29 protein-coding genes, 1 tRNA gene and 2 riboswitches are annotated in these 23285 nt (G+C 40.9%); of the genes, 9 read left to right on the forward strand and 21 right to left on the reverse strand.

Annotation, left to right across the window (positions count from 1 at the left end; translation table 11 throughout):
• The first annotated feature begins 8 nt into the window (after nucleotides 1–8).
• Entirely contained in the window at nucleotides 9–389 is a 381-nt protein-coding gene (locus tag QR42_RS11050; RefSeq protein WP_039183198.1) for a rhodanese-like domain-containing protein, read from the forward strand.
• A gap of 44 nt (nucleotides 390–433) precedes the next feature.
• Here the strand turns inward: QR42_RS11050 and gcvPB are convergent, their stop codons facing one another.
• The 3 genes from gcvPB to gcvT are packed head-to-tail and all read right to left on the reverse strand — an operon-like array spanning nucleotide 434 to nucleotide 4347.
• Entirely contained in the window at nucleotides 434–1894 is a 1461-nt protein-coding gene (gcvPB, locus tag QR42_RS11055; RefSeq protein ID WP_039179914.1) for an aminomethyl-transferring glycine dehydrogenase subunit GcvPB, read from the reverse strand.
• Nucleotides 1887–3233, reverse strand: coding sequence for an aminomethyl-transferring glycine dehydrogenase subunit GcvPA (gcvPA, locus tag QR42_RS11060; RefSeq protein WP_039179917.1), 1347 nt, complete (start codon nucleotides 3231–3233; stop codon nucleotides 1887–1889). Before gcvPA ends, gcvPB begins: the two co-directional genes overlap by 8 nt.
• A 16-nt stretch (nucleotides 3234–3249) precedes the next feature.
• The gene (gene gcvT, locus QR42_RS11065) at nucleotides 3250–4347 is read right to left on the reverse strand and encodes a glycine cleavage system aminomethyltransferase GcvT (RefSeq protein WP_039179920.1); all 1098 of its coding nucleotides are present in this window, start codon (nucleotides 4345–4347) and stop codon (nucleotides 3250–3252) included.
• Between the two features lie 99 nt (nucleotides 4348–4446).
• Nucleotides 4447–4540, reverse strand: a riboswitch (glycine riboswitch).
• A gap of 3 nt (nucleotides 4541–4543) precedes the next feature.
• A riboswitch (glycine riboswitch) is annotated at nucleotides 4544–4650 on the reverse strand.
• Nucleotides 4651–4898: 248 nt separating this feature from the next.
• Between gcvT and QR42_RS11070 the strand changes: the two genes are divergently transcribed.
• The 4 genes from QR42_RS11070 (at nucleotide 4899) to sinR (ending at nucleotide 8097) form a co-directional block, all read left to right on the forward strand.
• Nucleotides 4899–6569 carry a DEAD/DEAH box helicase gene (locus QR42_RS11070; RefSeq protein ID WP_039179923.1) on the forward strand — a complete coding sequence of 557 codons (1671 nt, stop codon included), beginning with the start codon at nucleotides 4899–4901 and terminating at the stop codon, nucleotides 6567–6569.
• Between the two features lie 14 nt (nucleotides 6570–6583).
• Nucleotides 6584–7381, forward strand: a complete 798-nt coding sequence (locus QR42_RS11075) for a YqhG family protein (RefSeq protein ID WP_039179926.1) — start codon at nucleotides 6584–6586, stop codon at nucleotides 7379–7381.
• A gap of 182 nt (nucleotides 7382–7563) precedes the next feature.
• A complete protein-coding gene (locus QR42_RS19040) occupies nucleotides 7564–7728 on the forward strand; it encodes an anti-repressor SinI family protein (RefSeq protein WP_073206269.1) in 165 nt (54 codons plus the stop codon).
• Nucleotides 7729–7761: 33 nt separating this feature from the next.
• Complete coding sequence (gene sinR / locus QR42_RS11080) at nucleotides 7762–8097, forward strand: transcriptional regulator SinR (protein ID WP_024422969.1); 336 nt, start codon at nucleotides 7762–7764, stop codon at nucleotides 8095–8097.
• Nucleotides 8098–8164: 67 nt separating this feature from the next.
• Here sinR and tasA read toward each other — a convergent pair whose 3' ends face one another.
• Genes tasA through tapA form a run of 3 tightly spaced genes read right to left on the reverse strand, consistent with a single transcriptional unit; the run spans nucleotide 8165 to nucleotide 10174 of the window.
• Nucleotides 8165–8965 carry a biofilm matrix protein TasA gene (gene tasA, locus QR42_RS11085; RefSeq protein ID WP_039179929.1) on the reverse strand — a complete coding sequence of 267 codons (801 nt, stop codon included), beginning with the start codon at nucleotides 8963–8965 and terminating at the stop codon, nucleotides 8165–8167.
• Between the two features lie 57 nt (nucleotides 8966–9022).
• On the reverse strand, nucleotides 9023–9595 hold the full coding sequence (sipW, locus tag QR42_RS11090) for a signal peptidase I SipW (protein ID WP_039183199.1): 573 nt from the start codon (nucleotides 9593–9595) through the stop codon (nucleotides 9023–9025).
• 51 nt (nucleotides 9596–9646) lie between these two features.
• Nucleotides 9647–10174 carry an amyloid fiber anchoring/assembly protein TapA gene (gene tapA, locus QR42_RS11095; RefSeq protein ID WP_039179933.1) on the reverse strand — a complete coding sequence of 176 codons (528 nt, stop codon included), beginning with the start codon at nucleotides 10172–10174 and terminating at the stop codon, nucleotides 9647–9649.
• Nucleotides 10175–10473: 299 nt separating this feature from the next.
• Between tapA and QR42_RS11100 the strand changes: the two genes are divergently transcribed.
• Nucleotides 10474–10752: a DUF3889 domain-containing protein gene (locus QR42_RS11100; protein ID WP_231120214.1), complete on the forward strand. Its 279-nt coding sequence runs from the start codon at nucleotides 10474–10476 to the stop codon at nucleotides 10750–10752.
• Between the two features lie 33 nt (nucleotides 10753–10785).
• On the opposite strand, the gene QR42_RS11105 is transcribed toward QR42_RS11100, so the two are convergent.
• From QR42_RS11105 to QR42_RS11145, 9 genes are all read right to left on the reverse strand, one after another.
• The gene (locus tag QR42_RS11105; RefSeq protein ID WP_024718846.1) at nucleotides 10786–10980 is read right to left on the reverse strand and encodes a YqzE family protein; all 195 of its coding nucleotides are present in this window, start codon (nucleotides 10978–10980) and stop codon (nucleotides 10786–10788) included.
• A 59-nt stretch (nucleotides 10981–11039) separates the two neighbouring features.
• Nucleotides 11040–11423, reverse strand: a complete 384-nt coding sequence (locus QR42_RS11110) for a competence type IV pilus minor pilin ComGG (protein WP_039179939.1) — start codon at nucleotides 11421–11423, stop codon at nucleotides 11040–11042.
• A complete protein-coding gene (gene comGF / locus QR42_RS11115; protein WP_257218391.1) occupies nucleotides 11420–11950 on the reverse strand; it encodes a competence type IV pilus minor pilin ComGF in 531 nt (176 codons plus the stop codon). The genes QR42_RS11110 and comGF overlap by 4 nt, the downstream gene beginning before the upstream one ends.
• On the reverse strand, nucleotides 11859–12176 hold the full coding sequence (gene comGE, locus QR42_RS11120) for a competence type IV pilus minor pilin ComGE (RefSeq protein ID WP_039179945.1): 318 nt from the start codon (nucleotides 12174–12176) through the stop codon (nucleotides 11859–11861). The genes comGF and comGE overlap by 92 nt, the downstream gene beginning before the upstream one ends.
• Nucleotides 12160–12606, reverse strand: coding sequence for a competence type IV pilus minor pilin ComGD (gene comGD / locus QR42_RS11125; RefSeq protein WP_039179947.1), 447 nt, complete (start codon nucleotides 12604–12606; stop codon nucleotides 12160–12162). Before comGD ends, comGE begins: the two co-directional genes overlap by 17 nt.
• Nucleotides 12599–12892, reverse strand: coding sequence for a competence type IV pilus major pilin ComGC (gene comGC, locus QR42_RS11130; protein ID WP_024422977.1), 294 nt, complete (start codon nucleotides 12890–12892; stop codon nucleotides 12599–12601). Before comGC ends, comGD begins: the two co-directional genes overlap by 8 nt.
• 16 nt (nucleotides 12893–12908) lie before the next feature.
• Nucleotides 12909–13949 (reverse strand): competence type IV pilus assembly protein ComGB, encoded by a 1041-nt coding sequence (gene comGB / locus QR42_RS11135; RefSeq protein ID WP_039179950.1) that lies wholly within the window; start codon nucleotides 13947–13949, stop codon nucleotides 12909–12911.
• Complete coding sequence (comGA, locus tag QR42_RS11140; RefSeq protein ID WP_084096410.1) at nucleotides 13930–15000, reverse strand: competence type IV pilus ATPase ComGA; 1071 nt, start codon at nucleotides 14998–15000, stop codon at nucleotides 13930–13932. Before comGA ends, comGB begins: the two co-directional genes overlap by 20 nt.
• Nucleotides 15001–15177: 177 nt before the next feature.
• On the reverse strand, nucleotides 15178–16053 hold the full coding sequence (locus tag QR42_RS11145) for an STAS domain-containing protein (protein WP_039179956.1): 876 nt from the start codon (nucleotides 16051–16053) through the stop codon (nucleotides 15178–15180).
• A gap of 98 nt (nucleotides 16054–16151) precedes the next feature.
• On the opposite strand from QR42_RS11145, the gene QR42_RS11150 reads away from it, so the two are divergent.
• Nucleotides 16152–16222 (forward strand) — tRNA-Gln (locus tag QR42_RS11150).
• Nucleotides 16223–16277: 55 nt separating this feature from the next.
• On the opposite strand, the gene QR42_RS11155 is transcribed toward QR42_RS11150, so the two are convergent.
• On the reverse strand, nucleotides 16278–16658 hold the full coding sequence (locus QR42_RS11155; RefSeq protein WP_007501232.1) for a Spx/MgsR family RNA polymerase-binding regulatory protein: 381 nt from the start codon (nucleotides 16656–16658) through the stop codon (nucleotides 16278–16280).
• 215 nt (nucleotides 16659–16873) lie between these two features.
• Here QR42_RS11155 and QR42_RS11160 point away from each other — a divergent pair, with 215 nt between their 5' ends.
• Nucleotides 16874–17116, forward strand: a complete 243-nt coding sequence (locus QR42_RS11160; protein WP_003217440.1) for a DUF2626 domain-containing protein — start codon at nucleotides 16874–16876, stop codon at nucleotides 17114–17116.
• Between the two features lie 47 nt (nucleotides 17117–17163).
• On the opposite strand, the gene QR42_RS11165 is transcribed toward QR42_RS11160, so the two are convergent.
• Complete coding sequence (locus QR42_RS11165) at nucleotides 17164–17802, reverse strand: MBL fold metallo-hydrolase (RefSeq protein ID WP_039179959.1); 639 nt, start codon at nucleotides 17800–17802, stop codon at nucleotides 17164–17166.
• Between the two features lie 157 nt (nucleotides 17803–17959).
• Here QR42_RS11165 and QR42_RS19045 point away from each other — a divergent pair, with 157 nt between their 5' ends.
• A complete protein-coding gene (locus QR42_RS19045; protein ID WP_003217333.1) occupies nucleotides 17960–18133 on the forward strand; it encodes a DUF2759 domain-containing protein in 174 nt (57 codons plus the stop codon).
• Nucleotides 18134–18352: 219 nt separating this feature from the next.
• Here the strand turns inward: QR42_RS19045 and QR42_RS11175 are convergent, their stop codons facing one another.
• The 4 genes from QR42_RS11175 to QR42_RS11190 form a co-directional block, all read right to left on the reverse strand.
• On the reverse strand, nucleotides 18353–18667 hold the full coding sequence (locus tag QR42_RS11175; RefSeq protein ID WP_034319597.1) for an MTH1187 family thiamine-binding protein: 315 nt from the start codon (nucleotides 18665–18667) through the stop codon (nucleotides 18353–18355).
• Between the two features lie 73 nt (nucleotides 18668–18740).
• Nucleotides 18741–19994, reverse strand: a complete 1254-nt coding sequence (locus QR42_RS11180) for an MFS transporter (protein WP_039179966.1) — start codon at nucleotides 19992–19994, stop codon at nucleotides 18741–18743.
• 155 nt (nucleotides 19995–20149) lie between these two features.
• Nucleotides 20150–21274, reverse strand: a complete 1125-nt coding sequence (locus tag QR42_RS11185; protein ID WP_039179969.1) for a M14 family metallopeptidase — start codon at nucleotides 21272–21274, stop codon at nucleotides 20150–20152.
• Between the two features lie 86 nt (nucleotides 21275–21360).
• Nucleotides 21361–23280, reverse strand: a complete 1920-nt coding sequence (locus tag QR42_RS11190) for an LTA synthase family protein (protein WP_039179972.1) — start codon at nucleotides 23278–23280, stop codon at nucleotides 21361–21363.
• Nucleotides 23281–23285 lie beyond the last annotated feature (5 nt).

Here is a 23285-nt window from a genome sequence, read left to right on the forward strand (position 1 = left end):
TATTGTCAATGTTCAACTATATCGTCCTCTCACTTTGTGGACTTTTTGTTCTTTATTCCATCGGCAGCTATATTTATCAGCAGCGCATTATGAAAACGCTGACGGAAGCAGAATTTATTAAAGGTTACCGCAAAGCCCAGCTCATTGATGTGAGAGAGCCAAATGAGTTTGAAGGCGGACATATTTTAGGGGCAAGAAATATCCCTCTTTCCCAACTAAAGCAGCGCAAAAATGAAATACGTCCTGACAAGCCTGTTTATCTCTATTGTCAAAATAATTTCAGAAGTGGAAAAGCAGCCCAAACTTTACGTAAAAATGGCTGCCGTGAGATTTATAATTTAAAAGGCGGCTTTAAAAAATGGGGCGGCCGCATTAAAACGAAGAACTAACAAAAAAGACTCTGGGAGCATGATTCCCCCTGAGTCTTTTTTCTTTATTTTCTTTCAAAAACGAGAACGGGATTCCGAGCGGCCTTTGTTTCGTCCATACGTTTCACGACGGTTGTATGCGGCGCTTCCTGCACCACTTCAGGATTCTCTTCTGCTTCTTTCGCAATTTGAATCATTGCTTCGATGAATGCATCAAGTGTTTCTTTTGATTCTGTTTCGGTCGGTTCAATCATGATACATTCCTCTACATTGAGCGGGAAGTAGATCGTTGGCGGATGGTAGCCGAAATCAAGTAATCGTTTGGCAATATCCAGTGTCCGCACACCTAATTTTTTCTGACGTTTACCTGAAAGGACAAATTCATGCTTACAGTGACGATCAAACGGCAAATCATAATGAGCGCTTAAGCGGCGCATCATATAGTTCGCATTTAACACGGCATTATCGGTTACAGCCTTTAAGCCGTCTGGCCCCATAGAGCGGATGTACGCATAGGCTCTGACGTTAATGCCAAAGTTGCCATAGAATGGCTTCACGCGCCCGATTGATTCCGGACGGTCATATTCAAAGTAAAAACGACCTTCCTTCTTTACAAGCACCGGCTTTGGCAAATACGGAATTAAATCTTTTTTAACGCCAACTGGACCTGAACCAGGACCTCCGCCTCCGTGTGGGCCTGTAAAGGTTTTATGAAGATTTAAGTGGACAACATCAAATCCCATATCCCCTGGTCTTGCTCTACTTAAAACCGCATTCAAGTTGGCTCCGTCATAATAAAGTTTACCACCTGCTCCGTGAACGATTTCAGCCATTTCTAAAATATTTTCTTCAAAGAGGCCAAGTGTATTCGGGTTTGTAAGCATTAAAGCAGCTGTTTCTTCATTAACAACGCGGCGTAAATCTTCTAGATCAACAAGCCCGTTTTCATCAGATGCGACAGTAATGGTTTCAAATCCAGCGACTGTCGCAGATGCCGGGTTCGTTCCATGAGCAGAATCAGGCACAATGACTTTTGTACGCTGATGATCTCCTCTTGCTTCATGGTACGCACGGATCATCATGAGTCCCGTCCACTCGCCATGTGCTCCTGCCGCAGGCTGTAATGTCACAGCGTCCATCCCCGTAATTTCTTCAAGATGTTCACCTAGATCGTATAGTAATTCTAATGCACCTTGTACAGTGTCTGCCTCTTGTAGTGGATGGACCTGCGAGAAACCTGCAAGGCGTGCAACCTTTTCATTAATCTTTGGATTATATTTCATCGTACAAGAGCCAAGAGGATAAAATCCGGAATCGACCCCATGATTGCGTCTTGATAATGCTGTATAATGACGCATAATATCAAGCTCAGATACTTCAGGAAGCTCAGCATCCTCATCACGGATGTACGTCTTATCAAATAAAGACGGGATCTCCTGTTCAGGTACATCTAAATCAGGCAGGCTGTACCCAATTCTTCCTTCTTTAGATAATTCAAAAATAAGCGGCTGATCTTGTTTATTCATGGCGATCCCCCAATTCCTTGATAAACGTATCAATTTCTTCTTTTGTTCTCAGCTCTGTCACGGCTACAAGCATGTGCTGCTGAAGCTCTGGGTAGTCTAGCCCTAAGTCGTAGCCGCCGATGATTCCTTTTTCAAGCAATCGTTTATTGGCTTCTTTCACAGGCTCCTGTAACTTGATCACAAATTCATTAAAATGAGCCCCTTCTACATCCGCCTGCAGTCCATATTTTTCTGCCTGCGTCTTGGCATAATGGGCTTTTTGCACGTTTTGATAGGCGATGTCTTTTATGCCTGTTTTCCCTAGTGCCGTCATGGCAACAGAAGCAGCTAACGCATTTAATGCTTGGTTCGAGCAAATATTTGACGTCGCTTTATCTCTTCGAATGTGCTGCTCACGCGCTTGAAGAGTCAGGACAAATCCACGAACACCATTTTCATCTTCTGTCTGCCCGACTAATCGACCTGGCACTTTTCTCATCAACTTTTTCGTCACAGCAAAATATCCGCAGTGAGGTCCGCCAAATGCAGCTGGGATACCGAACGGCTGCGCATCACCAACGACAATGTCTGCCCCAAGTTTTCCAGGCGGCGTCAATAGCCCGAGTGCGAGGGGATTGCTAGAGACAATGAACAGGCTTTTTCCTTTGTGTGCAAGGGGTTCAATGTCTTTTAACGGCTCGACGACACCAAAAAAGTTTGGATATTGCACGAGAACTGCTGCTGTATCATCGCAGACGGCCTTTTCCAGTGCAGCTAAATCTGTCTGCCCTTTTTTCGCAGGCACTTCAACAACTTCAATGTTTTGTCCTTTGGCGTATGTTTTCAGCACCGCTCTTGATTCAGGGTGAACCGTTTCAGAAACCACCACTTTTTTCTTCTTTGTGTGTCCCGCAGCAAGCATTGCCGCTTCTGCTAGTGCCGTCCCGCCATCATACATTGAGGAATTGGCTAGATCCATACCAGTCAGCTCAGCAATCATTGTTTGAAATTCAAAGATCGCTTGCAATTCACCTTGTGAAATCTCCGGCTGATAAGGTGTATACGCTGTATAAAATTCAGAGCGTGAGATAACATGATCGACAATGACAGGCTGGTAATGATCATATACACCAGCACCAAGAAACGATGCATAGGAAACTGTATCCTTATTCTTTGCAGCTAGCCGGGATAATTCCCTGACAAGCGCTGTTTCAGATGCGGCTTCTTTGATGTTGTATGCTCCTTTGAATCTCACCTTCTCTGGGATATCTGAAAAAAGCTCATCAATCGACTGAACGCCGATGACATCCAGCATTTCTTTCTGATCTTGCTCTGTTTGCGGCAAATATCTGTGCTTCATCCTCTATTCCCCCTCGTTATTTGGTTCTTTTATAAAATGGTGTTGTGACGATTTTGGCTTTTAGACGCTTTTTGCGAACCTGTACTTCCACCTCTGCCCCAAGCTCCGCTTCTGAGGTTTCGATCAAAGCAAGCCCGACATTTTTCTTTAATGTTGGGGATTGAGTGCCCGTTGTGACAAACCCAACCTGCTTTTCTCCTGAAAAGACTGGATAATCTGTACGCGGAATCCCTTTTTCAATCATTTCAATGCCGACAAGCTTTCGCTTCAGTCCCTCTTCTTTTTGTTTTTTAAGTGCTGCTTTTCCGATAAAATCAGCTTCTTTATCCGTTTTGACAGCAAAACCAATTCCGCCTTCTAATGGAGAAATATCCTTTGTCAGCTCCTGGCCATAAAGCGGAAGCCTTGCTTCAAATCTCAAGGTATCACGTGCACCGAGTCCGCACGGTATTAATCCTTTTGGCTGCCCCGCTTCTAATAAAGCGGACCAAAGGTGGACCGCATCTTCTGACTGGCAGTAGATTTCAAAGCCATCTTCCCCTGTGTAACCTGTTCTAGAAACGAGCACTTCTTTATTTGCGACCTCAGCTTTTGATAAAAACGTAAAAGGTTTAAGCGATGTCACCTCTTCATCCGCCACCTCTTTGATGATGTCAGCTGCAAGAGGTCCTTGAAGCGCTAGCAAGGCGGTTTGATCAGATATATTTTTGATCAATACGTCATCCTTCTCTTGGTGCTTCAAAAGCCAATCCACGTCTTTATCGATATTTGATGCATTGATGACAAGTAAATAGTGGTTCTTTTCTTTTTGGTAGACGAGCAGGTCATCTACCGTTCCGCCATCTTCATAACACATGGCTGTATATAGTGCCTTACCGTCTGTCAACTTAGACACATCATTGGTTAATAACCTTTGTAAAAAAGGAAGGGCATCTTGACCTTTGACGTCCACCTCACCCATGTGAGACACATCAAAAAGCCCTGCTTTTGTTCGAACAGCTTCATGTTCTTCTTTAATGGAAGAAAATTGTACAGGTAATTCCCAGCCCCCGAAGTCAATGGTTTTTGCGCCAAACGTTTCATACGCATGAAAAAGCGGTGTTCGTTTCAACATCAATCGTTTCCCCCTTTTTTTAGTGCAAATGCAAGCTGAATTTTCAGAAAAAAATCACAGCAAAAAAGGACAGAGCGCTCCCTTTTATCAAAAAGAAGTCTCTGTCCTTGCACCTGAAAGTTTACAGCACAACATCATTGTGCGTTTTCCCCTTTGGTGGTTTGCTAAAACGATCAGCAAACACTCTCCAGAGTTGCGTCCGGTAAGAGTACTTTTGCCTGAGAGATTCACTGAATCATTCAGCTTGCTCCTTCGGCGCCTGCCAGTGCAAAATAACCGCCAAGTCTCTCCCCATACCATCATCCGCTCATATTTTTCACATTTATTGGACATACTATCAAAATGGGTGACTTATTTTCTAGATCACTTATCAACATCCTACCATTAGAAATGGATGGAGAGCAACAGAAAAATCATTAACATTTTTAAAATAACCTTTCGATATCGTTCGCTTTTATTCATATATCTAGTCTTTTAGAGACCTCTTAAAAAATGAAGCGTTTAAAAACAGAACAATTTATCAGATCCTACTAGAAAGGCAGGCGACCACATTGAATATTCAAACGATTTTTGATCAGGAATGGGCAAATGAATTTCAGCAGCGGCTTTTATCAGACGGCCCCTGGGCGAACTGGGATATGTATCGATTAGCGACGCAGGTTCAAAAAGTCACAGCCATTGATTCATTCGAGGGACTGCAAGCTCCTGCGCACCTGCCTGCATTCACACCTTTACAGCACCAGCTCGAAGTAGCCAGAAGAGTCGTAGAAGAAATGAATGGGAAAGCCATTCTAGCAGATGAAGTGGGCCTAGGGAAAACCGTAGAAGCAGGACTCATTATCAAAGAATACATGATTCGTGGACTTGCCAAAAAGATTCTTATTCTCGTCCCCGCCTCCCTTGTATCTCAGTGGGTACAGGAGCTGCGGACGAAATTTTATATTGATGCTGTTGAACAAAAAAAGAGCTATGTGTGGGAGCAGTGCGACGTTGTCGTTTCTTCCATTGACACAGCCAAAAGACAGCCGCATCGAGACACGATTTTATCGATTGCCTACGATATGGTCATTATCGATGAAGCACACAAACTGAAAAACAATAAAACGAAAAACTATGAATTTGTGAGAAACCTGAATAAGAAGTTCTGTCTGCTGCTGACAGCGACACCTATTCAAAACCGGATCGGAGAAATATTTAATCTCGTTTCCCTTCTGAAGCCGGGCCACCTAGGAAATGAACATCAATTTAAAGATATCTTTGCCAAAAAGGACTTGCAGCTTGAAGACCATGACCGATTAAAACAGCTCGTCAATAAAGTGATGATTCGAAACCGAAGACAAGACACAGGCATCGAGTGGACAAAACGACATGTCAAAACGATTTCCATTGATTTTTCTCCGACAGAACAAGCATTGTATGATGAAATCTGCAAGTTGAAAGAGAATCCGTCTTATACAAAGCATATGTTTTCCATTATGACCTTGGAACGAGAATGCTGTTCAAGCCGTGAGGCAGTTTATATGACGATTAAAAAAATGCAGGAAGAAGAAAAGCATATTCTCGGCTCTTCTGCTATAGCGCAAATCATGGAGAAAATCAATCAAGTGGAGCAAAACTCAAAGGCGCTTGAAGTGGTCAAACTCATTCAACAGTTAAATGAAAAAGTCATTATTTTCACCGAATACCGCGCAACACAAATTTATTTACAATGGTTTCTACAGCAAAATGGCATTAGCTCCGTGCCATTTCGTGGCGGCTTTAAGCGGGGTAAAAAAGATTGGATGAAAGATTTATTTAGAGAACGGGCGCAAGTGTTAATTGCTACAGAAGCTGGCGGCGAAGGGATCAACCTTCAGTTTTGTAATCAAATCATTAACTACGACCTCCCGTGGAACCCGATGCGTTTAGAACAGAGAATCGGACGTATCCACCGCCTTGGCCAAGAACGAGATGTCCACATTTACAATATGGCAACAAACGGAACAGTTGAAGAGCATATTTTAAAGCTTTTATATGAAAAAATTCAGCTGTTCGAAAACGTCATAGGCGATTTAGATGATATTTTAACGAGAATTGATATTGAAGAAGTCGAAACAGAGTTGCATCAAATTCTCTTCCAGCATGAATCTGATGGAGACATGAAAAAGAAATTAACCCAATTTGCTTCTTATTTAACTGAAGCACAAACACCACTTTTAGAAAAGAGACAGCAGGGCTCATAAAGGAGAGTTGATCAATGGAGCAGCATGACATTCACACCTTTCTTCTCCGTTTTTTCAAGGCGAATCAATGCAGCATATTAGAAGAAAGTGCAGGACATATGACCGTACAGCTGACAATCGAAATGGATAAATTGATTATGAACCGTCCTTTTTATTGGCACTGGCTTGAAAAAACTGGCGGTGTACCTGAACCGCGGCAATTGACTTTCATCACAGATCAAAAAAAAGCGGGTGATACGGTCAGTGGTGAATTCATCCATTTCGGCTCCCCCCGGTTATTTCAAATATTTGAGGCGGTCAAACAACAGGGCCGTTTTATCCGGCTTTATGAACGAGTCAGCCCGCTCACGAACAATCAGATCGCACTTGAGCCATGGCTTGGTCTCAATGTAAAAATTTCTTACCTTGCAGACCGGAAGAAGGATAAGCTTTTATCATTAGGACTCCATCTTATACGCGGAGAAGTCATTGAACAATTTCAAGAAAAGCTGGAAGCTCGTGAGCTGTCGTCTCAAATTCCCGATTATTGTTTTACGATGAGTACAATGATTAAGCCAGAAAGCGGAATCAAACGGCTCTACAGCCTTATGGAGCGTTATGCCCATGAGGAGCCGGACGACTGGGCAGTGCGAGCCGTTCAAAAATGGAAAGAAGACTCCGAACTTTTAAACCAATTTTATGAAGGGACTTCAGACACATCTGTAGAATATGAAATAGAAAGGCAAGCACTCAAAACTTTATACGAACCAAAAATCAGTCTTACGATTGAAAATGGCGGACTTTTTTACTTACAGCAAAAAAGAGGAGGTTGACCCATAGTCCCCTCCCCTTTTATGTGACTTACAATTTTCGATCAGTCTAAAGCTAAGTTTGTCTGTTTGTATTGGGCGGAAACATGACGCAAGCAAACTATGAGGTCTTACCACCTATGTCTTTCCATTTCATGCGTTAAGTGCCTGAAATACATGATTCAGTATTTTAGGAGGGTATTTGTATGGAAAAGAAAACGAACAAATTAGACAGTGAATGGGTTCAATTATTACGTGAAGCTCGCAAGGCAGGACTAACAGTTGAAGAAGTCCGTCATTTCCTCAAATCAAATGAAAAGTCCTCTGAGTCTCCCCCTCTGGTAAGAAGTCATTCTATCAAACCTTTCTGAATGTGCTATAATATCGAAAGGAAGGTGATGACATTGATTGGCCAGCGTATTAAACAATACCGCAATGAAAAAGGCTACTCACTATCAGAACTGGCCGAAAAGGCTGGGGTAGCGAAGTCTTATTTAAGCTCAATAGAAAGAAACTTGCAAACAAACCCCTCCATTCAATTTCTTGAAAAAGTCTCCGCTGTTCTGGACGTCTCGGTTCATACACTTTTAAACGAAAAAGATGAAACCGAATACGATGGTCAATTAGATAGTGAATGGGAAAAACTAGTTCGAGATGCAATGACATCAGGGGTTTCGAAAAAGCAATTTCGTGAATTTTTAGATTATCAAATCTGGAGAAAAAAGCAAGAAGAGGAGTAAAGCGCACGTTTTAGCGCATACTCCTCCAATTGCTATGCAGATCTTGATATCAGCCTAAAGACTGGCTTTATTTTTTATCTTCGCTGTGTGCTTTTTCGTTTTCTTTCACGTAGCCTTTTTCATCCGTATGCTTTTTTGGATTGATCGTTAAACCATTCCACTGAGTCGCTTCGAAGGAAAGATCAATTTGAATCGCATCGCCTTGGTATTTATTTTGGATATAGTGACCAGCTTTATCCTTCGTCTGGTCATTGATAAATTCAATGGTCATTTCCACTTTATCGTAATCAAACGGATTCTTTGGAATGCCGTCATACTCTGGAGCCACTGTTCCATCAACAGTTGCTACATTAATTTTCCCACTTTCATGTAAAAACTTCTCATCGACGGCATGACGAAGCTTTTCAAATGCGGTCTGATCCTGTTTTGACGTTAATTGATGCAAGTCAAGCAGGTTTGCATGGTCTAAAATAATGTTTTTCGGATAACCATTTCCACCTTCGGCTCCAACCGTCAGAACACTCACCTGAAACTGACTGAGAAATTCTTCAGCTGTATTCTTACCGCCATTCTTCGCGGAAGATCCATCTGTAAACTGGCTATAATCAAGACTCATCAGCACTTGGTTTATCGCTAGTGATCCCTTATTATCAAAATGAAATTCTTTCTTGATCCGATCACCAGGTTTTAAGTTCGAAAGGTTGATGGCGCCGGAGTTCTCTTTAGCAGATAAATCCAGCTCTCCTGTCGAGTAGACCGCATTTGCCTTTTCAAAATCATTAAACGCCGCCCATGTTCCCCCGCCGATTAATGCAAGACCTAAAGCCCCTGATAATACACCTAAACGAATTGATTTCTTCATTGCCATGAATAATAAACCCCCTAATATTTTGTTTTATTGAAACCTGATTAGGTTACAAACGATTTAAGCTTGTTCCTCTGACATATGTACATCAGCCGTGTGTCTACGGTGTTTCGTTGCGCCCACAAAATGAATGGTTGAATAAACAAGCAGCATGACACCCGGTATAATAAGGAGCAAAGCAGTTCCAGCTGATGTCCCTGCATACGAAAGAAGCTTTCCTGCATAAGGAATGTTCACTCCCATATACTGCGCAGTCACCTGATCCGCTTTTACCAGCGTGCCGTCCTGATACATATTATTGTCACCCTTCGTCTCAAACGCTTTATTTGCATCCTTTCCCTTCACCCCAACAATTCGGTGGGTCACAAAGGACTGATCCTGCTTTGTTTGGAACGTAATAATATCTCCTTTTTTGAGCGTCTCAGGTGAGGCGACCTGCTTTACAACAATCAGTGACCCAGCTGAAAATTCTGGTTCCATCGAACCTGATAATACTTGCTTCAATTGATAACCGAAAATCTGAGGTTCTCCTCCTGTTGTTCTTGATGACAACACGACAATAATTGAGGCTATCATCACCGTGAACACCACCACATAAAGAATACTTCCAGACATCTTCATCCATTTTTTCATGATCCCTTCTCCCCTTCGCCTATCATTTCTCGATTTAAAAGACAGCTCCATTTAGGACGCCTTTTCTTGACACTTTGAGAGCACCATCTGTTTAGACCAAAAGTACGCCTGATCAGATGCGCCAAATCCTTTAGGATAAAAGATTTTAAATGCATAGATTCCATTTGTTTTTGCTTTATCTGTCGTGACAGTCGCTGTTTCTTGCGACAATAGGGACTTTATGGAGCCCTTTTCAAGAATATGACCATCTTGTAATGGCTCCTGACCATTTCCCACTTTATGTAATTCCCACTTCCATTCAGAGTACGCAATAGGCTGTCCACTATTTTTTAGTGTCATGCTCAGCCTTTGAGGTGCGCAGACTGTTCCTTCGATCATCGTTTGATCGACAAGCTCCAATTGACTTCGATCCCATTTTTTAGGCTGACAATGCTGATCTGTCTGTTCAAAGTTTTCACATGTTTTCATTACAAAATTTTTGTGCTCGACATCGTTAAAAGAGGCATTCGTGGATGTCATGAGGAAAGATGTCAACATCAAACAAATGGCACAAAAAAGGACAAAGAGCGACTGTTTCATTAATCCCTTCAACTCCTTGAACGGTTGTTCTTTAAAAAGAACGATTATATACAGTATAAGGAAATACCTATAAAACCCAAAACGTCAAATTAGTTCATTTTGTTCTTAAACAAGAACCATTGCGAGAAAATTCTTCCATTTTCTCATTCTTTCGCCATATTCAATATTTTTTTGTGTGACATTTGTACTTCTTAAAACTTACATAAAAATGTAGGATTTGGTCAGGATATGAAGAGGTGAGGTGATGTTAAGTGAAATATGGAAAAATCATAATCATGCTCAGTTTACTGCTGAGTCCTATGATGCTAGACGTCAAACCTGTGGATGCGAGAGGTTTGACTGCCGCCGCAGACCAATGGGAAACGCGAGCAGTCAAAGAAGCCAAAAAAAGATACCCGCTAACGCAAGTCTTATTTAAACAAAAAGTATGGGACCGCCACCGCGATAAGGAATCTGTAAAACAGTATCATATTACGTTAAAAGACCATACAAAGGAATTTGGGGTGTTTGTCACCATTTCCTATAATCCTTACTCAAATAAGGTGAATAAAGTGATTGTTGTGGAGGAATACAACTAAAATGGCATAAAAAAACCGCCTGCTGGCGGCTTTTTACTTTCGTCGATGTCGCTGACGTTTTTTAAGCATCATGGAGAAGCCAAACGGCAGAACCCCAAATAATCGCTGTGAAAACGGCGGTTTTGTTTCCATTTTTTCTTGTTTGTGTTCCTTCCGTTCGTCTCGTGGTGTATTCATATATTTAATGATTTCCTGCGTCATATATTTTACATAGTCATTTGTTTTCAAGCAAATTCACCTCTTCTTCCTTCAAGTGTTACCAGAAAGAGGATGATTTTATACACTGGCTAATCAGGGTTTGCCCATCTCATGATTTCATCGGTCTTCCAATCCAGCATCAGCTCCCGCTCATCGGATAAGCCATCCTTTGTTTTCACCCTCACCAAAGCGAGGACACGTTTTTTCTGTTGATCGCATTTCATCTGCTTCAGTGTCACATGCCCTTCTTCTGTATCAATATAGATCTTCTGCTTTTCACAAATGCGTTTTACTGAGCTGGCAGCTTCACTCACACCCACCCTAAAAAGATGCTGTTTTTTATAAAAAGAAATCGTGAGCTCTGCACTTCTCAGCTCTTTTTGAAAGCCCATCGTTATCGCTCCTAGGATCAAGAGAAAAAATAGGATCACAGCAAGCACATGCGGATAGATAAACCCTTCCTCTCTTTTCACGATTTAGGAACCACCCCTTTATATGTGAAAAAAACGGCTTCATGAACCTTACCAGATCCATCTGTGACTTTCAGGATGGCTCTATGCTGACTCGTTCTCACCTGAAATTGTTTCACCTTGTGCAATAAAGGAAGATGTCCAGCTTGATCCGTACGTTTTCGAAGCATCTCTTGATATGGCTCAATCGTTACCACTCGCCCTTGATCAGATACATACTCTAACGCATTACCTCCTTGCACCGATCGAACTGCCGTTGCACGGCTTAATTCCTCATCTAATTGCAGGACAGTTTGTTTCCACTCCATTTGTGAAAATCGGTTAATCTCTTCAAAAGGAAGGGCTTTCTCAGCTGTTGAAAAGATCAGTACAGAGCCAAAAGAGAGGAACAAAAATAGCTGCAATTGCCACAAAGCCTGGACAAGGGTAAAACCTTGTTCACCGTTCCGCAACCTGGTGAAAGCATATGGTCTGCTTTTTTTGTAAGTTGTATGATACACATCCCTTCTCTTTACTCCAATTGAATACATATGTGTTGTCGCCTCGCTTCTTTTTGACAGACGATTTTGTACCCTCTATGAATGCTTCATTCATCTGTTCATGTAAGATTTGGTAAGCTTCAAGTTTGGCTCTTACTTCCTTTTTCCCCAGCATGATTTTTTCATAGGCCGGCATAATCACAAGGGCTGCAAATAGGAAGATATGACAAGCAAACAGCGTTTCAATCGTACTAAACCCTCTATTGCTTTTGAACATGGATTCGCCCGCTTCCTAAATAAATCGTGAGTTTATACGTTTGACTGTCAAATTCGACAATGAGAGATCCACCGCTGCTTGGATGTCCATTTTCATTAAAATAGATACCTTGCGAGAATGTAGAAGTTTTGATGCTGCCCTTTTTATGCTGATAAGAAGCAATGACTTCGTTACTCTTTTGATCTATTACCTGATAAGATACATGCGGCGGTTGGATCTCAACATGCACACGTGTTTTTTTGATAAATGCAGTATATGATGCCAATTGAAGATCTTGTTTCATGAGGTTTACTTGTCTTTTGGCTTCAGCGCTTACTATTAAATTTGGGATTTTCATTCCTATGATCGACAATAGAATCGATAGAACTAGTAAGATCATTAGCTGCTCTATGAGGGTAAAACCCTTCTCATGTAAAAGTAATTTATTCATGCTTCACGTTGCCGTTTTGAATGACAATCGCTTTTCCATTAGGACAGGTTAATCCCTTTTTAACATAACCTTCTTTTTCTAACTCAGCTAAAGATGGCGTCTTCCCATCATGCTCCAATTCATACGCCATCACTTGTGTGCTGACCATTGATTTGAGCCCTTCACAGCCCTTTGCTTGAATTGCTTGGTGATGACGTGTGATATTCGGTATGGTAATGAGTAAAAGAATGGATATCACGAGCATGACAATTAACATTTCTAACAGGGTAAACCCTTTATCATTCATGTCTTTGTCCTCCTTCTTACACTTGCTCCATTAGTTGATACATTGGTAAAAGAATAGATAAATATACGATGAGTATAAGAAGTGCCGTCACACCATAGATCACCGGCTGCAGCCAAGACATCCATTTTTCAATTTTCAGCTCTGCATTCTCTAATAGAAATTGGCTGTACGTGTACATTTCTCTTGCTAGCATCCCGCTTGCTTCACCATGTTTGATGATGGCTGCAAAATGTTTTTCGAAAAAAGGACTCTCACTTACTTGATGTGCCATGCTTTCTCCTTTTCTTAACTCATCCATCATTTGTTCACCTATTTCTTGAAGAAAAGGTAAGTAGCTTTGCTGTTTAAAAGCTTGCAAACCCTCGTACATCGATAATCCAGCCTGAAGCAGTCCGCTTAGCTGAAGAGAAAAAAGGTACGTATGCATCAGCTGCATCCCTTTATATAAAAAAGGCAGCTTACTCATCACCCTCAATTTCTCAAGCGTCGACTTTTTCCTAAAAAACAAAGCATAATAGCCGGTAAGACAAATACACAGACAACTGGTGATGAGCAGAAAAGCATGAAGGAATTGAAACATTCCAAACATTCCTTGAATCAGCCAAGACATGCGGGTATCCATCGATGAGTACAAAACAGAAAATTGAGGAATGATCATATTCTGAACGAGTATCAGCACGACCAAAACCGTGAAGATGAGGAAGAGCGGGTAACGCAACATGCGTTTAAACGTGTCTAACTGCTTGACTTTTTTCTCTAAAAAACGGGCGCTTTGTTCTAAAGCACGGGCTAGACTGCCATGCTTCTCAGAAAAACATAGTATGGCGATGACTTCCCGCTGAAAATGGAGTCGCTCGAGCACCACATAAAAAGGCTCGCCTTCGTGCAGCCACTGAATACCTAGTTTTAATTGCTGCCGCTGTTGTTTTGATAACTGGATATTCACCATCACTAATGCCTCAATCAATGTATATCCAGCCTGAATTAATTGAGCCAGTTTTGATAGGCATTCAGCTTGGTCCTTTTTAGACCATACTTTAGAGGCTCGCTTCTTCATAAACCCAGCGATGGTAAGTGTTTTTTGATAAATAGCCGAGTGCCACTCCTTTACGAATTAATCTTTGCAGTGTTTCATATGACGAGTGAGCATATTCTCCTTTAGCCTCCTTGATACACTCACCAAGCTCTTTTCCGAATAGCAGTTCAAATACATTTGTTCGTCTGATCGGTCGATTTAATTTACAGTAAAGCTGACATGTTTCTCCGCAAAAAGGACAGGTGAGCTCGATTAATCGCTGGGCAGCAATCGCAACCATCGTTTGCTCAAGTTCATTCATCGTGACACCAAATTCAAGCATACGATAAAGGGCTCCTTTTGCATTTTTTGCATGGAGCGTACTCAATACTAAATGGCCTGTCAGTGCTGCTCTAATCGCCGTTCTGGCCGTTTCAGCATCTCTTATTTCTCCTAGCACAATCATATCTGGATCATGTCTTAAAATAGCGCGTAATCCTGCGGCATATGTGATGCCGGCTTTTTCATTTACTTGAACCTGTAACACTTCTTCATTTCTTGTTTCCACAGGATCTTCAAGCGTAATAATATTTCGGTTGAAATTCTTTTTTGCAAACTGGATCAGTGAATAGAGGGTTGTTGTTTTCCCCGAATTGGTTGGACCGGTAAATAAAATAAGCCCATGCGAATGCTTCAAAAATGACAATAACCTGGCTGAAGCTTTCGGAAATAGTGACAGGTGTTTTATTTTCGGAACATGATCCTGCGGCAATATTCTAATCACTAAACTCTCATCATTTACAGTTGGTAAGGTAGACATTCGAATAAACACCTGGCCGCTTCTTAGCACCACAGCTAATGACCCATTTTGCGGTCTCCTTTTTTCCCCGATATCCATAGAAGATAAAAATTTAAAATGAGCAATGAGCCGCTCGCCGGTTTTTTTATCAATGGTTCGCTGCTGGATTAAATCTGAGTCTACGCGGAAAGATACCAACGCTTCCTTTTCTTTTGGGACAATGTGCACATCAGATGCTCTCATGCGGCATGCTTCTTCTAGCAGCTCTTGCCTTAAATATTCAATCCCATACAAGTGGATCACTCCTTTCATTGATCACATTGTAGAATGGAGGAACCTGAATGACAAAAGAGCATTTTATGATTTTCATGACTAATAAAGCATGAAAACCCTCAACTCAAGATGCATCACATCATTTTTTAGAAAAGAGCATATAAAAAAACCTGACTTTTACAAGTGCAGGTTTCTTCGTCATGATGTGGCTTCTTGCTGCTGCTCTTCAAAAATGCGAAATCCTCTTTTTTCTAAAGCTTTTGCAAGGCTGTGTTCTGTATTTACTTTTGAGAAATCAATGCCGAGTTTCACTACAGTTTGAGCGATCTCTGGGCGAATGCCTGATATAATCGTCTCAATTCCTAATAGCTTCGCACTATCGACCACTTTAAACAGCTGATAAGCAACCATCGTATCAACAACGGGAACGCCAGATATATCAATAAATAAGTGCGTTAGGCGCAGTCTTGAAGCCTGTTCTAGCACGGATTCCAAAATGATTTTAGCCCGGTACGTATCGATTTCTCCGATCAATGGCAAAATCCCGATTTCCTTTGATACTGGAATAACAGGGGCACTCAGTTCTTGAATCATCTCTCTTTGTGCATTGAGCTGACTGAGTGTCACGCGGTCATACTCTTCTGATAAACGCTCAATCATATCATCAAATGTGGCGTGAAAGTGCTGATTCCACTGACACACATCTTGCAGCGTCACTTCAAGCTCTGTTTCTTGGGTGAATGTCTCAATTCTCGAACAGAAAATGTGGCGGAAAATCTTAAATTGTCCAATGATCTCATATAACGGCACCTCGTGCACTGCTCGATCACGAGCAATATCAACAGACCACTTTTTCAAATGGTTTTCTACTTTGTCTGACAGTGTCACAAGTGTTGCTGCAATGGTTTGAATAAACGCTGTGTTCTGTTCCTTCAGCTTCTTTTCCGTTTCCTCTGAAGCATGTTTAGAATATAATGAGCCTTCTTCTGTTCTTGTCTTTAGCCATTCTTCGGTCATGACAGGGGCTTCTTTTAGGATAAATTCGTATAATTGCTTTGATTTTTCATTTTTCATTTACTTCTTTCGCTCCTTTTGCACTTAAAACTCGTGACATACAATTTTTATGTATAAATGACCGTAGATGGTGAACAATATCATTACACGTTTGATATTGGGCTATAGCCAAGTGGTAAGGCAATGGACTTTGACTCCGTGATCGTTGGTTCGAACCCAGCTAGCCCAGTTCAGCACAAAAACGAAGACGGCTGAAGCATGTTTCAGCTGATCTTCGTTTTTTATTAGGAAACTGATTGATGAATCGCTTTCTTTTTTGATATTTTCATGAGTTCTCCTGGATTATAACCAACTACTAATTTATTTCCATCAATGATGATTGGTCTTCGAAGCAGTTTTGGTTTTTCAATGAGAAGCTGCAAAACCTCGTTTACTTTTAAGTCATTAATATTTAAATTTAAGCTTTTAAAAGCTTGACTTCTTGTGGCTAAAATTTCATCCATTCCTTCTGTTGTTAAAGAAAGAATCTTTTTTAATTCATCTAGAGTTGGCGTTTCTCTGAAAAGGTGACGCTCTTTAAAATCAATTTGATTCGCCTTTAACCAATGTTTTGTTTTGCGGCAAGACGTGCAGCTTGGGTATGAATAAAAAGTAATGTCACTCATTAGTCTTCCTCCTTAGGTCGTTAACCTTTTCTCTTATGGAGTAAGTACCCTCATGTTTTTCAGCATAAACACTTTTTCTTCACTTTTTCAAAAAATTTTTTTCTACATTCAAAATAAATTGTTCACACGTTGTCAAAAATGTAAATGTTTACATAACAAGTGGTGATCAGCTATAATATGATTCAAAGGGGTTTTTTTAAAGGGGAGGGAAAGAAATGAATCGCATGTTCCGCGTGCTTGGCTTTTGGACGGGTATTTTTGCTGTCATGTTCTATTTAGGACATATGAAAGATGCATCGCTGCTGTTCTTCGGTCAAACCGTTCTTTTTGTATTTTTATCCTACTTGAATCTATCCGAAAGAATGTATATTTACATTTTCGGAGCGTACTTGACGATTTTCTTTGCCGGATTTACATATTATTCGATTTTCATCATGGTTCCCGGTACCGGACATTAATTGAAAAAAGCATCTCTTCTAAAGAGATGCTTTTTTCATGCCTGCAATTAAAGAGAAAAACCATTAATAAACGGATTTTGCTCCTGCTCTGTCAGCACAGTGGTTTCCCCGCCATGCCCGCTTAATACAAGAGTTGATTCTGGCAAGGACAATAATTTATGATGGATTGATTGAAGCAGCACTTCCTGACTGCCGCCTACTAAATCTGTTCTCCCAATGCCACCTTCAAATAGCGTGTCACCAGAAATAACAAAGCCCTCTTCCGCCGAATAGTAAGACACACTGCCAGGTGAATGCCCAGGTGTATGGAACATTTCTAATGTAAACGACCCAATTTGAAGCGTTCCTTCTGTCGTAATCAATTTTTCAGCTTCTTTGACCGTAATTCCATTTCCAATCAATCGAGCTGAACCGTTTAATTCAGCGTTCGTGAGCCATTCTTTTTCATTTTCGTGTACATACAGCGGCACTCCCCACTCTTCGCGTACCTCATCTGCCGCACCAATATGATCAAAATGAGCATGTGTTAATAAGACAGCAAGCGGTGTGAGCTGTTTTTCTTTTACATAGGAAATCAGCTTTTGCGCTTCGCCGCCTGGATCAAAAATTAAGCATTCTCCCTGCTCGTTTTTCCAAATATATGCGTTCGCTTGTACATAGCCTAGTGGCATTCTTCTCCAATTCATTTTCATCACCTACTTTATTGATTCTTTTTTATTATGAAGGCTATTCAATAAAAATTCAAACAATCGTCAACTGGAATCTACTCGACAAGCTTTATGAAAACGGTTAAAATGAAAAGAAAGGAAATCAAGGGGATTGATGACAAAGGGGGACTTTCACATGATGCTCGTCATTATTTTTGGTCTAGTCACGATTTTAGCTGCGCTCGGTATCTATCGCTCACTAAAAAAAGTGAACGTACTTGCCATCGCTTTTGCTGGCGCTACATTTTTGGTTTTTGGATGGTTCACTGTCATGACCATCATCTATAGCGGTTATCCAACTGCACATTAAAAGCCTGCATCTAGCAGGCTTCAGATTGTTGACAAAGGGCTAAAATGATCTTGATTTAGCCCTTTGTCTTCTTTTCAGCGTGATAGAAAACCTTTGAAGTCTAGGAAGGACGAGCACCGGAGCGGAGCGAATTGAAACATTCGTGAGCACCGGAGCGCAGACCTGACACCGAATGCGAGGTTTGGCTACACGCTGAAAGCCTGCTTATAGCAGGCTTTTTTATTGATTTAAATGCTTATTCACGCTTTCTAATTTGCTTGTAAGCGTTGTGGTTTGATCCCGCCTATCATCGATGCGAATATTGGTCGCTACTCGGTGCAGTCCCTTTTCAAAAGGGGCTTCATGAATGCGCTGAATGACCTCAAATAAAATGGATAATTCGCCTTCAATTAACGTATTCATCGGTGTTAATTGATATTTGATTTTCCCTTCTTGTTGAAAGCCTTCTAAAATTCTTTGTACATCTGCTACGTAAGCACTGACACTTGGTGTTTCAGTGCCTATCGGAATGATGGTGACGTCTGCTATAGCCATCGTTTTTCCCCCAATCAAATTCTCATGTTTTCTCGTCCTCATTGTAACCTATCTTCAATCAATCATGCCATGCTCACGTTGCGTTTACGGCAGGTTTGTCTCGTTCTATCGTCAAATCCGCCCTCTCTACCTTTCCGATCTTTGTAAACAAAAGCAGGCATATACCTGAAACAGCTTCAATGATGCCGCCAGCCGCAATGACATACCCAGACCCAAACAGTGTTGCCATATAACCGCCAATGAGGGCGCCTAAAGGAATCATCAAGAAGGAAATCATGTTGATAATCGCGTACACTTGTGGCTGATCCTCTGCCTTTACTGACAATTGAATCATCGTATGTTCGGGTACGTTAACTGCACTTATAGCTGCTCCTAAAGCAAAAGCTGATATAAACACAAGTGGTAACAATGCGTTCATACCTGTGATGAAGAAGGCGATTCCATCAATAATCCCAGCACCTATAAACAGCAATCCATACCGATTCACCTTTATCTTTGTCAAAACAAACCCCATCAAAAATGCGCCTAGTGCGGTTGTGACTTTGATGAATGAATAGACGACCGGTCCACTATGTAAATCTTCAGTTAAATAAATAACAGACAATGCTTCCCATGGTGCCGCAGCAAAGTTTGAGCAGACACAAAAAATGGCTAACGGAAACAAAATATGATGGCTTCTAACAAGTGAAAAACCTCGAATTAATCTTTTGCCATATGATAATCCTTTTTTGGCTTTATCGATGATGGCTTCTGTTTGATATGAAATCATGAACACCAATAAAGCGGACAAAAGATAAAGAGGAATGATCACAAGCATTGTATAGCCTACGCCTACAAATGCAATCATGACACCACAAATCGTTACCGTCACAAGTCTTACGACATGACTTGCTGATTGGATGGTTGCATTCGCTTTTTGTATGAGATCCTCATGGACAAGCTTTGGAATAATCGATACAGATGCCGGTTCGTAGGAGCCTCCTGTCGCCGAATGAAGCAGCATGCAGCCAATGATGAGGACTAATGGTGTGAAACCATAAAAGTAACTAACCACGATCACAAGGATAATCGCTCCTCGTGTTAAATCAGCAAAGCACATCCAAAATTTCAATTGATGCGGCTTCATCATGGGCGTAATAAATGGTCCAACAATCGCTTGAGGGACAAAGCTGACCGCAATAAAAAAAGCTGTCCCTATTGCTCCTTTCCCTCCTAGTACCAAAAGCCATAAGATGGTGTTGAAAGATAAACTATCAGCTGTAATTTTGCACATTTTAGAAACAAATAGATAAGTAAAATTTCTTTTCCACAGGCTTTGAGCACTCAATAGTCGACATCTCCCTAAATCATATCCTTTTTTTTACATCCATATCTTTCACAATAGCTTACAAGAAAGACTTCGTCAATTACTTCAACATTGTTTTTATTGACCATAAGCAATTGATTGTTGCTCCAATATGAAAAAGCACCAGACAGGTGCTTTTAACACTTACACGCTTCCCATAAAAGCCGCTTTGTTTTTTCATAAATCGAATCAAATTGATCCATGGAAAGAGGATTTTTCCCTAGACCAAGCTCAACTGTATAGCCCTCATTATGAAATTGATAAATAAACCAATCGCGATAGCCTGCATAGCTGTCGAGATATTGGATCGGTTTGTAGCCGCTCACTTGTTCGAATCGTTTGACCATTTCTTTTGAGATGGCTGGCTCATGGCCAAGAAAACCCCAATAAATCTCTTCTCCTTGTGTATGAAGGGCAATCAGCCGGTCAAATCGTTTTCGCAGCGCAAGATTTGCCATCGCTTTCGCTTCTGGTTCTGTTAATGGCTCGCGCCCAGGATAATCCCGGTAGGACGGTGCCTTCGACTGATGACGATAGTACTCGATCTCCCAATAAGCAGGGAATTGATTGTTTAAATCCACCCCTCGAATATTTGCTTTCCATTCCCGGTAATCGGAATATCCACCGTTTAGCAGTGTGAATTCTTCACGATGAAGACCTAGTGACTCCGGTCCATTACGAACCAAATCCACTCCATCTGGATTGACCATTGGCACGATGGATAAAGCGGTGGTCTGCAGAATATGAACCGCTTCATAATGTCTAGCCTGAACCGGGTCAGACGCTGCTAAGCAAAGCGATTTCAGCCATTTTAATAAAACAGACGTCGTGATCCATTCATTTGCATGAAATGAGGCATTGAGATGAATAGAATGTAAATGCTGAACAGGCTCTGTTCGGATTTCATAAATAGGTGTATCAAGCACTGAATGACCAATGACGCTGATATGAAGAAAAGGAAATACGGCTTTCAAGCGGCTCAGCTCTTCTTCTAATTGAGCGCTATCATATTCAAATGTTCCATTGATCCAATCATCGGATTGCTGCAGTCTATAAGGCGCAATAAATTTCTGCACATCACCGATGGAATCAAATACATGGACTCCTTCTGGAAGTCTATATCCCGGTAAAAGAAGGTCATCAGTGCTTGTTTGATTAGATAAATGAAAAGCAGCTTTGCCAATACCAAGCTGCTTTGCCACAGCATCCCTCTCCGCTTCATCCAGCTGCCATTCAATTTTTCCAAACGACGTTGTCTTCATTTACATCCCTCCTCTCATACTATATGAACCGTCAGGCAAAAAAAGAAAACCTCTGCTTCTAAAAATAGCAGAGGTTTTTTCATCTATTAAGACGCCTTTTTCAGCTCCGTTTCACCTTCTTTTTTGGATGGTGAATGGTCCGGGCTGTTTCGATCATAAAATCTAAGGAGATCTCCGTATATGATTTGATCAGAGAATTGAAGCTCCTGCTTCGCTTTCTCTTCATAAGACTGACACACATTTTTATCATCTGCTGGCTCGCCTGTCTCTTTATTGTAGCAAACACCATCTGTAAAAATGCTGTCCTTCGTAATAAAGCTTCCATCACGGAGTACTGTAAAGTCATTCGTATCTTTCGATAAAAGGTCATGACCAAATTGAATTTGTTTACTTGTATCAATGCCTAGAAGATTGAGTACAGTTGGACGGATATCGACCTGACCGCCTACCGTATCAATTTCTTTTGGATGTTGATCCGTTACCCCTGGAATGTGTACAACAAACGGGACTTTTTGAAGCTGTACTTCTTCAAATGGCGTAATCTCTTTATTTAAGAATTGTCCCATGGCTTCGTTATGGTTTTCAGAAATTCCGTAGTGATCCCCATATAAAACAAAAATGGAGTTATCGTATAACCCAGCTTCCTTCATCTTTTTAAAGAAAAGCTTAAGGGCTTCATCTTGATAACGCACTGTAGGAAAGTACTTGTTCAGCGTTTTACTCTTTGAATCATATTCATCAATGAGCTTATCTTCTTCATCTAAATCAAAAGGGAAATGGTTCGTTAATGTAATCAATCTCGTATAGAAAGGCTGCGGGATCGATTTCATTAATTCAGCGGACTGCTCAAAGAACGGACCATCTTTCAGTCCCCAGCCAACTGAGTTTTCTTCATTCACATCAAATGATTTAATATCAAAGAACTTGTCGTAGCCAAAGCTATCGTAGATAAGATCACGGTTCCAGAAGCTTTTGTTATTGGCATGAATAACAGAAGAGTGGTAGCCCTCATCCTTTAACAGCTCAGGTGTCGCTGTAAACTCATTACTTGGATTTGTGAAGAACACAGCCCCTCTTCCAAGTGGATAAAGAGAATTATCTACAATAAACTCTGAGTCAGACGTTTTCCCTTGACCTGTTTGGTGATAAAAATTAGTAAAGTTATAGCTCTTCTTGATCAATTTGTTTAAAAACGGAGTAATTTCTTTCCCGTTTAATTTTTCATTGATCACGAAACTCTGTGTAGATTCAAGTGATACAAGAATCACATTTCGTCCTTTTGCTTGACCAAATGTCTTTTCATTACGGTCTGTTTGATTTGCGCTTACATAGTTTTCAATTTCAGTTAAGCTATTGCTGTCAGCAAGGGCTCGTTGGGCGGACTGCTTCGATTGCAATACCCCATCATAAATATGAAAGTTATATAAGCTGATATTTTTCACCAGCATCTCACGGTCAAATGAGCGAGTAAGCAGTTCTGGTCTTTCTGTTTCAGCTAAACCAAGGTTAAAGAAAAATGTAGCTGCCACAAATAAGTAATATGCTGCTCGTTCTTTTCGTGAAACTGTGACATCTGTTCTAAAGGAAGGCTGTTTTTTATAGAGCCAAATTAAAATGATGATATCAACAAACATCAGTAAATCGACTGGTTCAATTAAAGAGGTAATACTTGACCCGAGGTCACCCATATTGTTTGTTTGAAATAGGACGGGGATGGTTAGAAAGTCACTATAGAATCGATAAAACACAATGTTGGCTAACAAAATGAATGTCAGGATAAAGCTTGTCACGATGATATATCGATTTCGATTTTTCTCTTTGAAAAATAAACCGATACCGAAGATAAACAAGAGAAAGCTAAGCGGATTAATAAACAGGATAAACTCCTGCATGAAATTTTCAATTTTAATATTGAAGCTAGATTTATAGATAACATAGGTTTTGACCCACATCAGCAATGTCGCAATCAGTAAAAATGAAATCGCCTTTAATCTATTCTTTCGCATTGTAA

This window comes from Bacillus sp. WP8, from assembly GCF_000800825.1.
Classification (GTDB): domain Bacteria; phylum Bacillota; class Bacilli; order Bacillales; family Bacillaceae; genus Bacillus; species Bacillus safensis.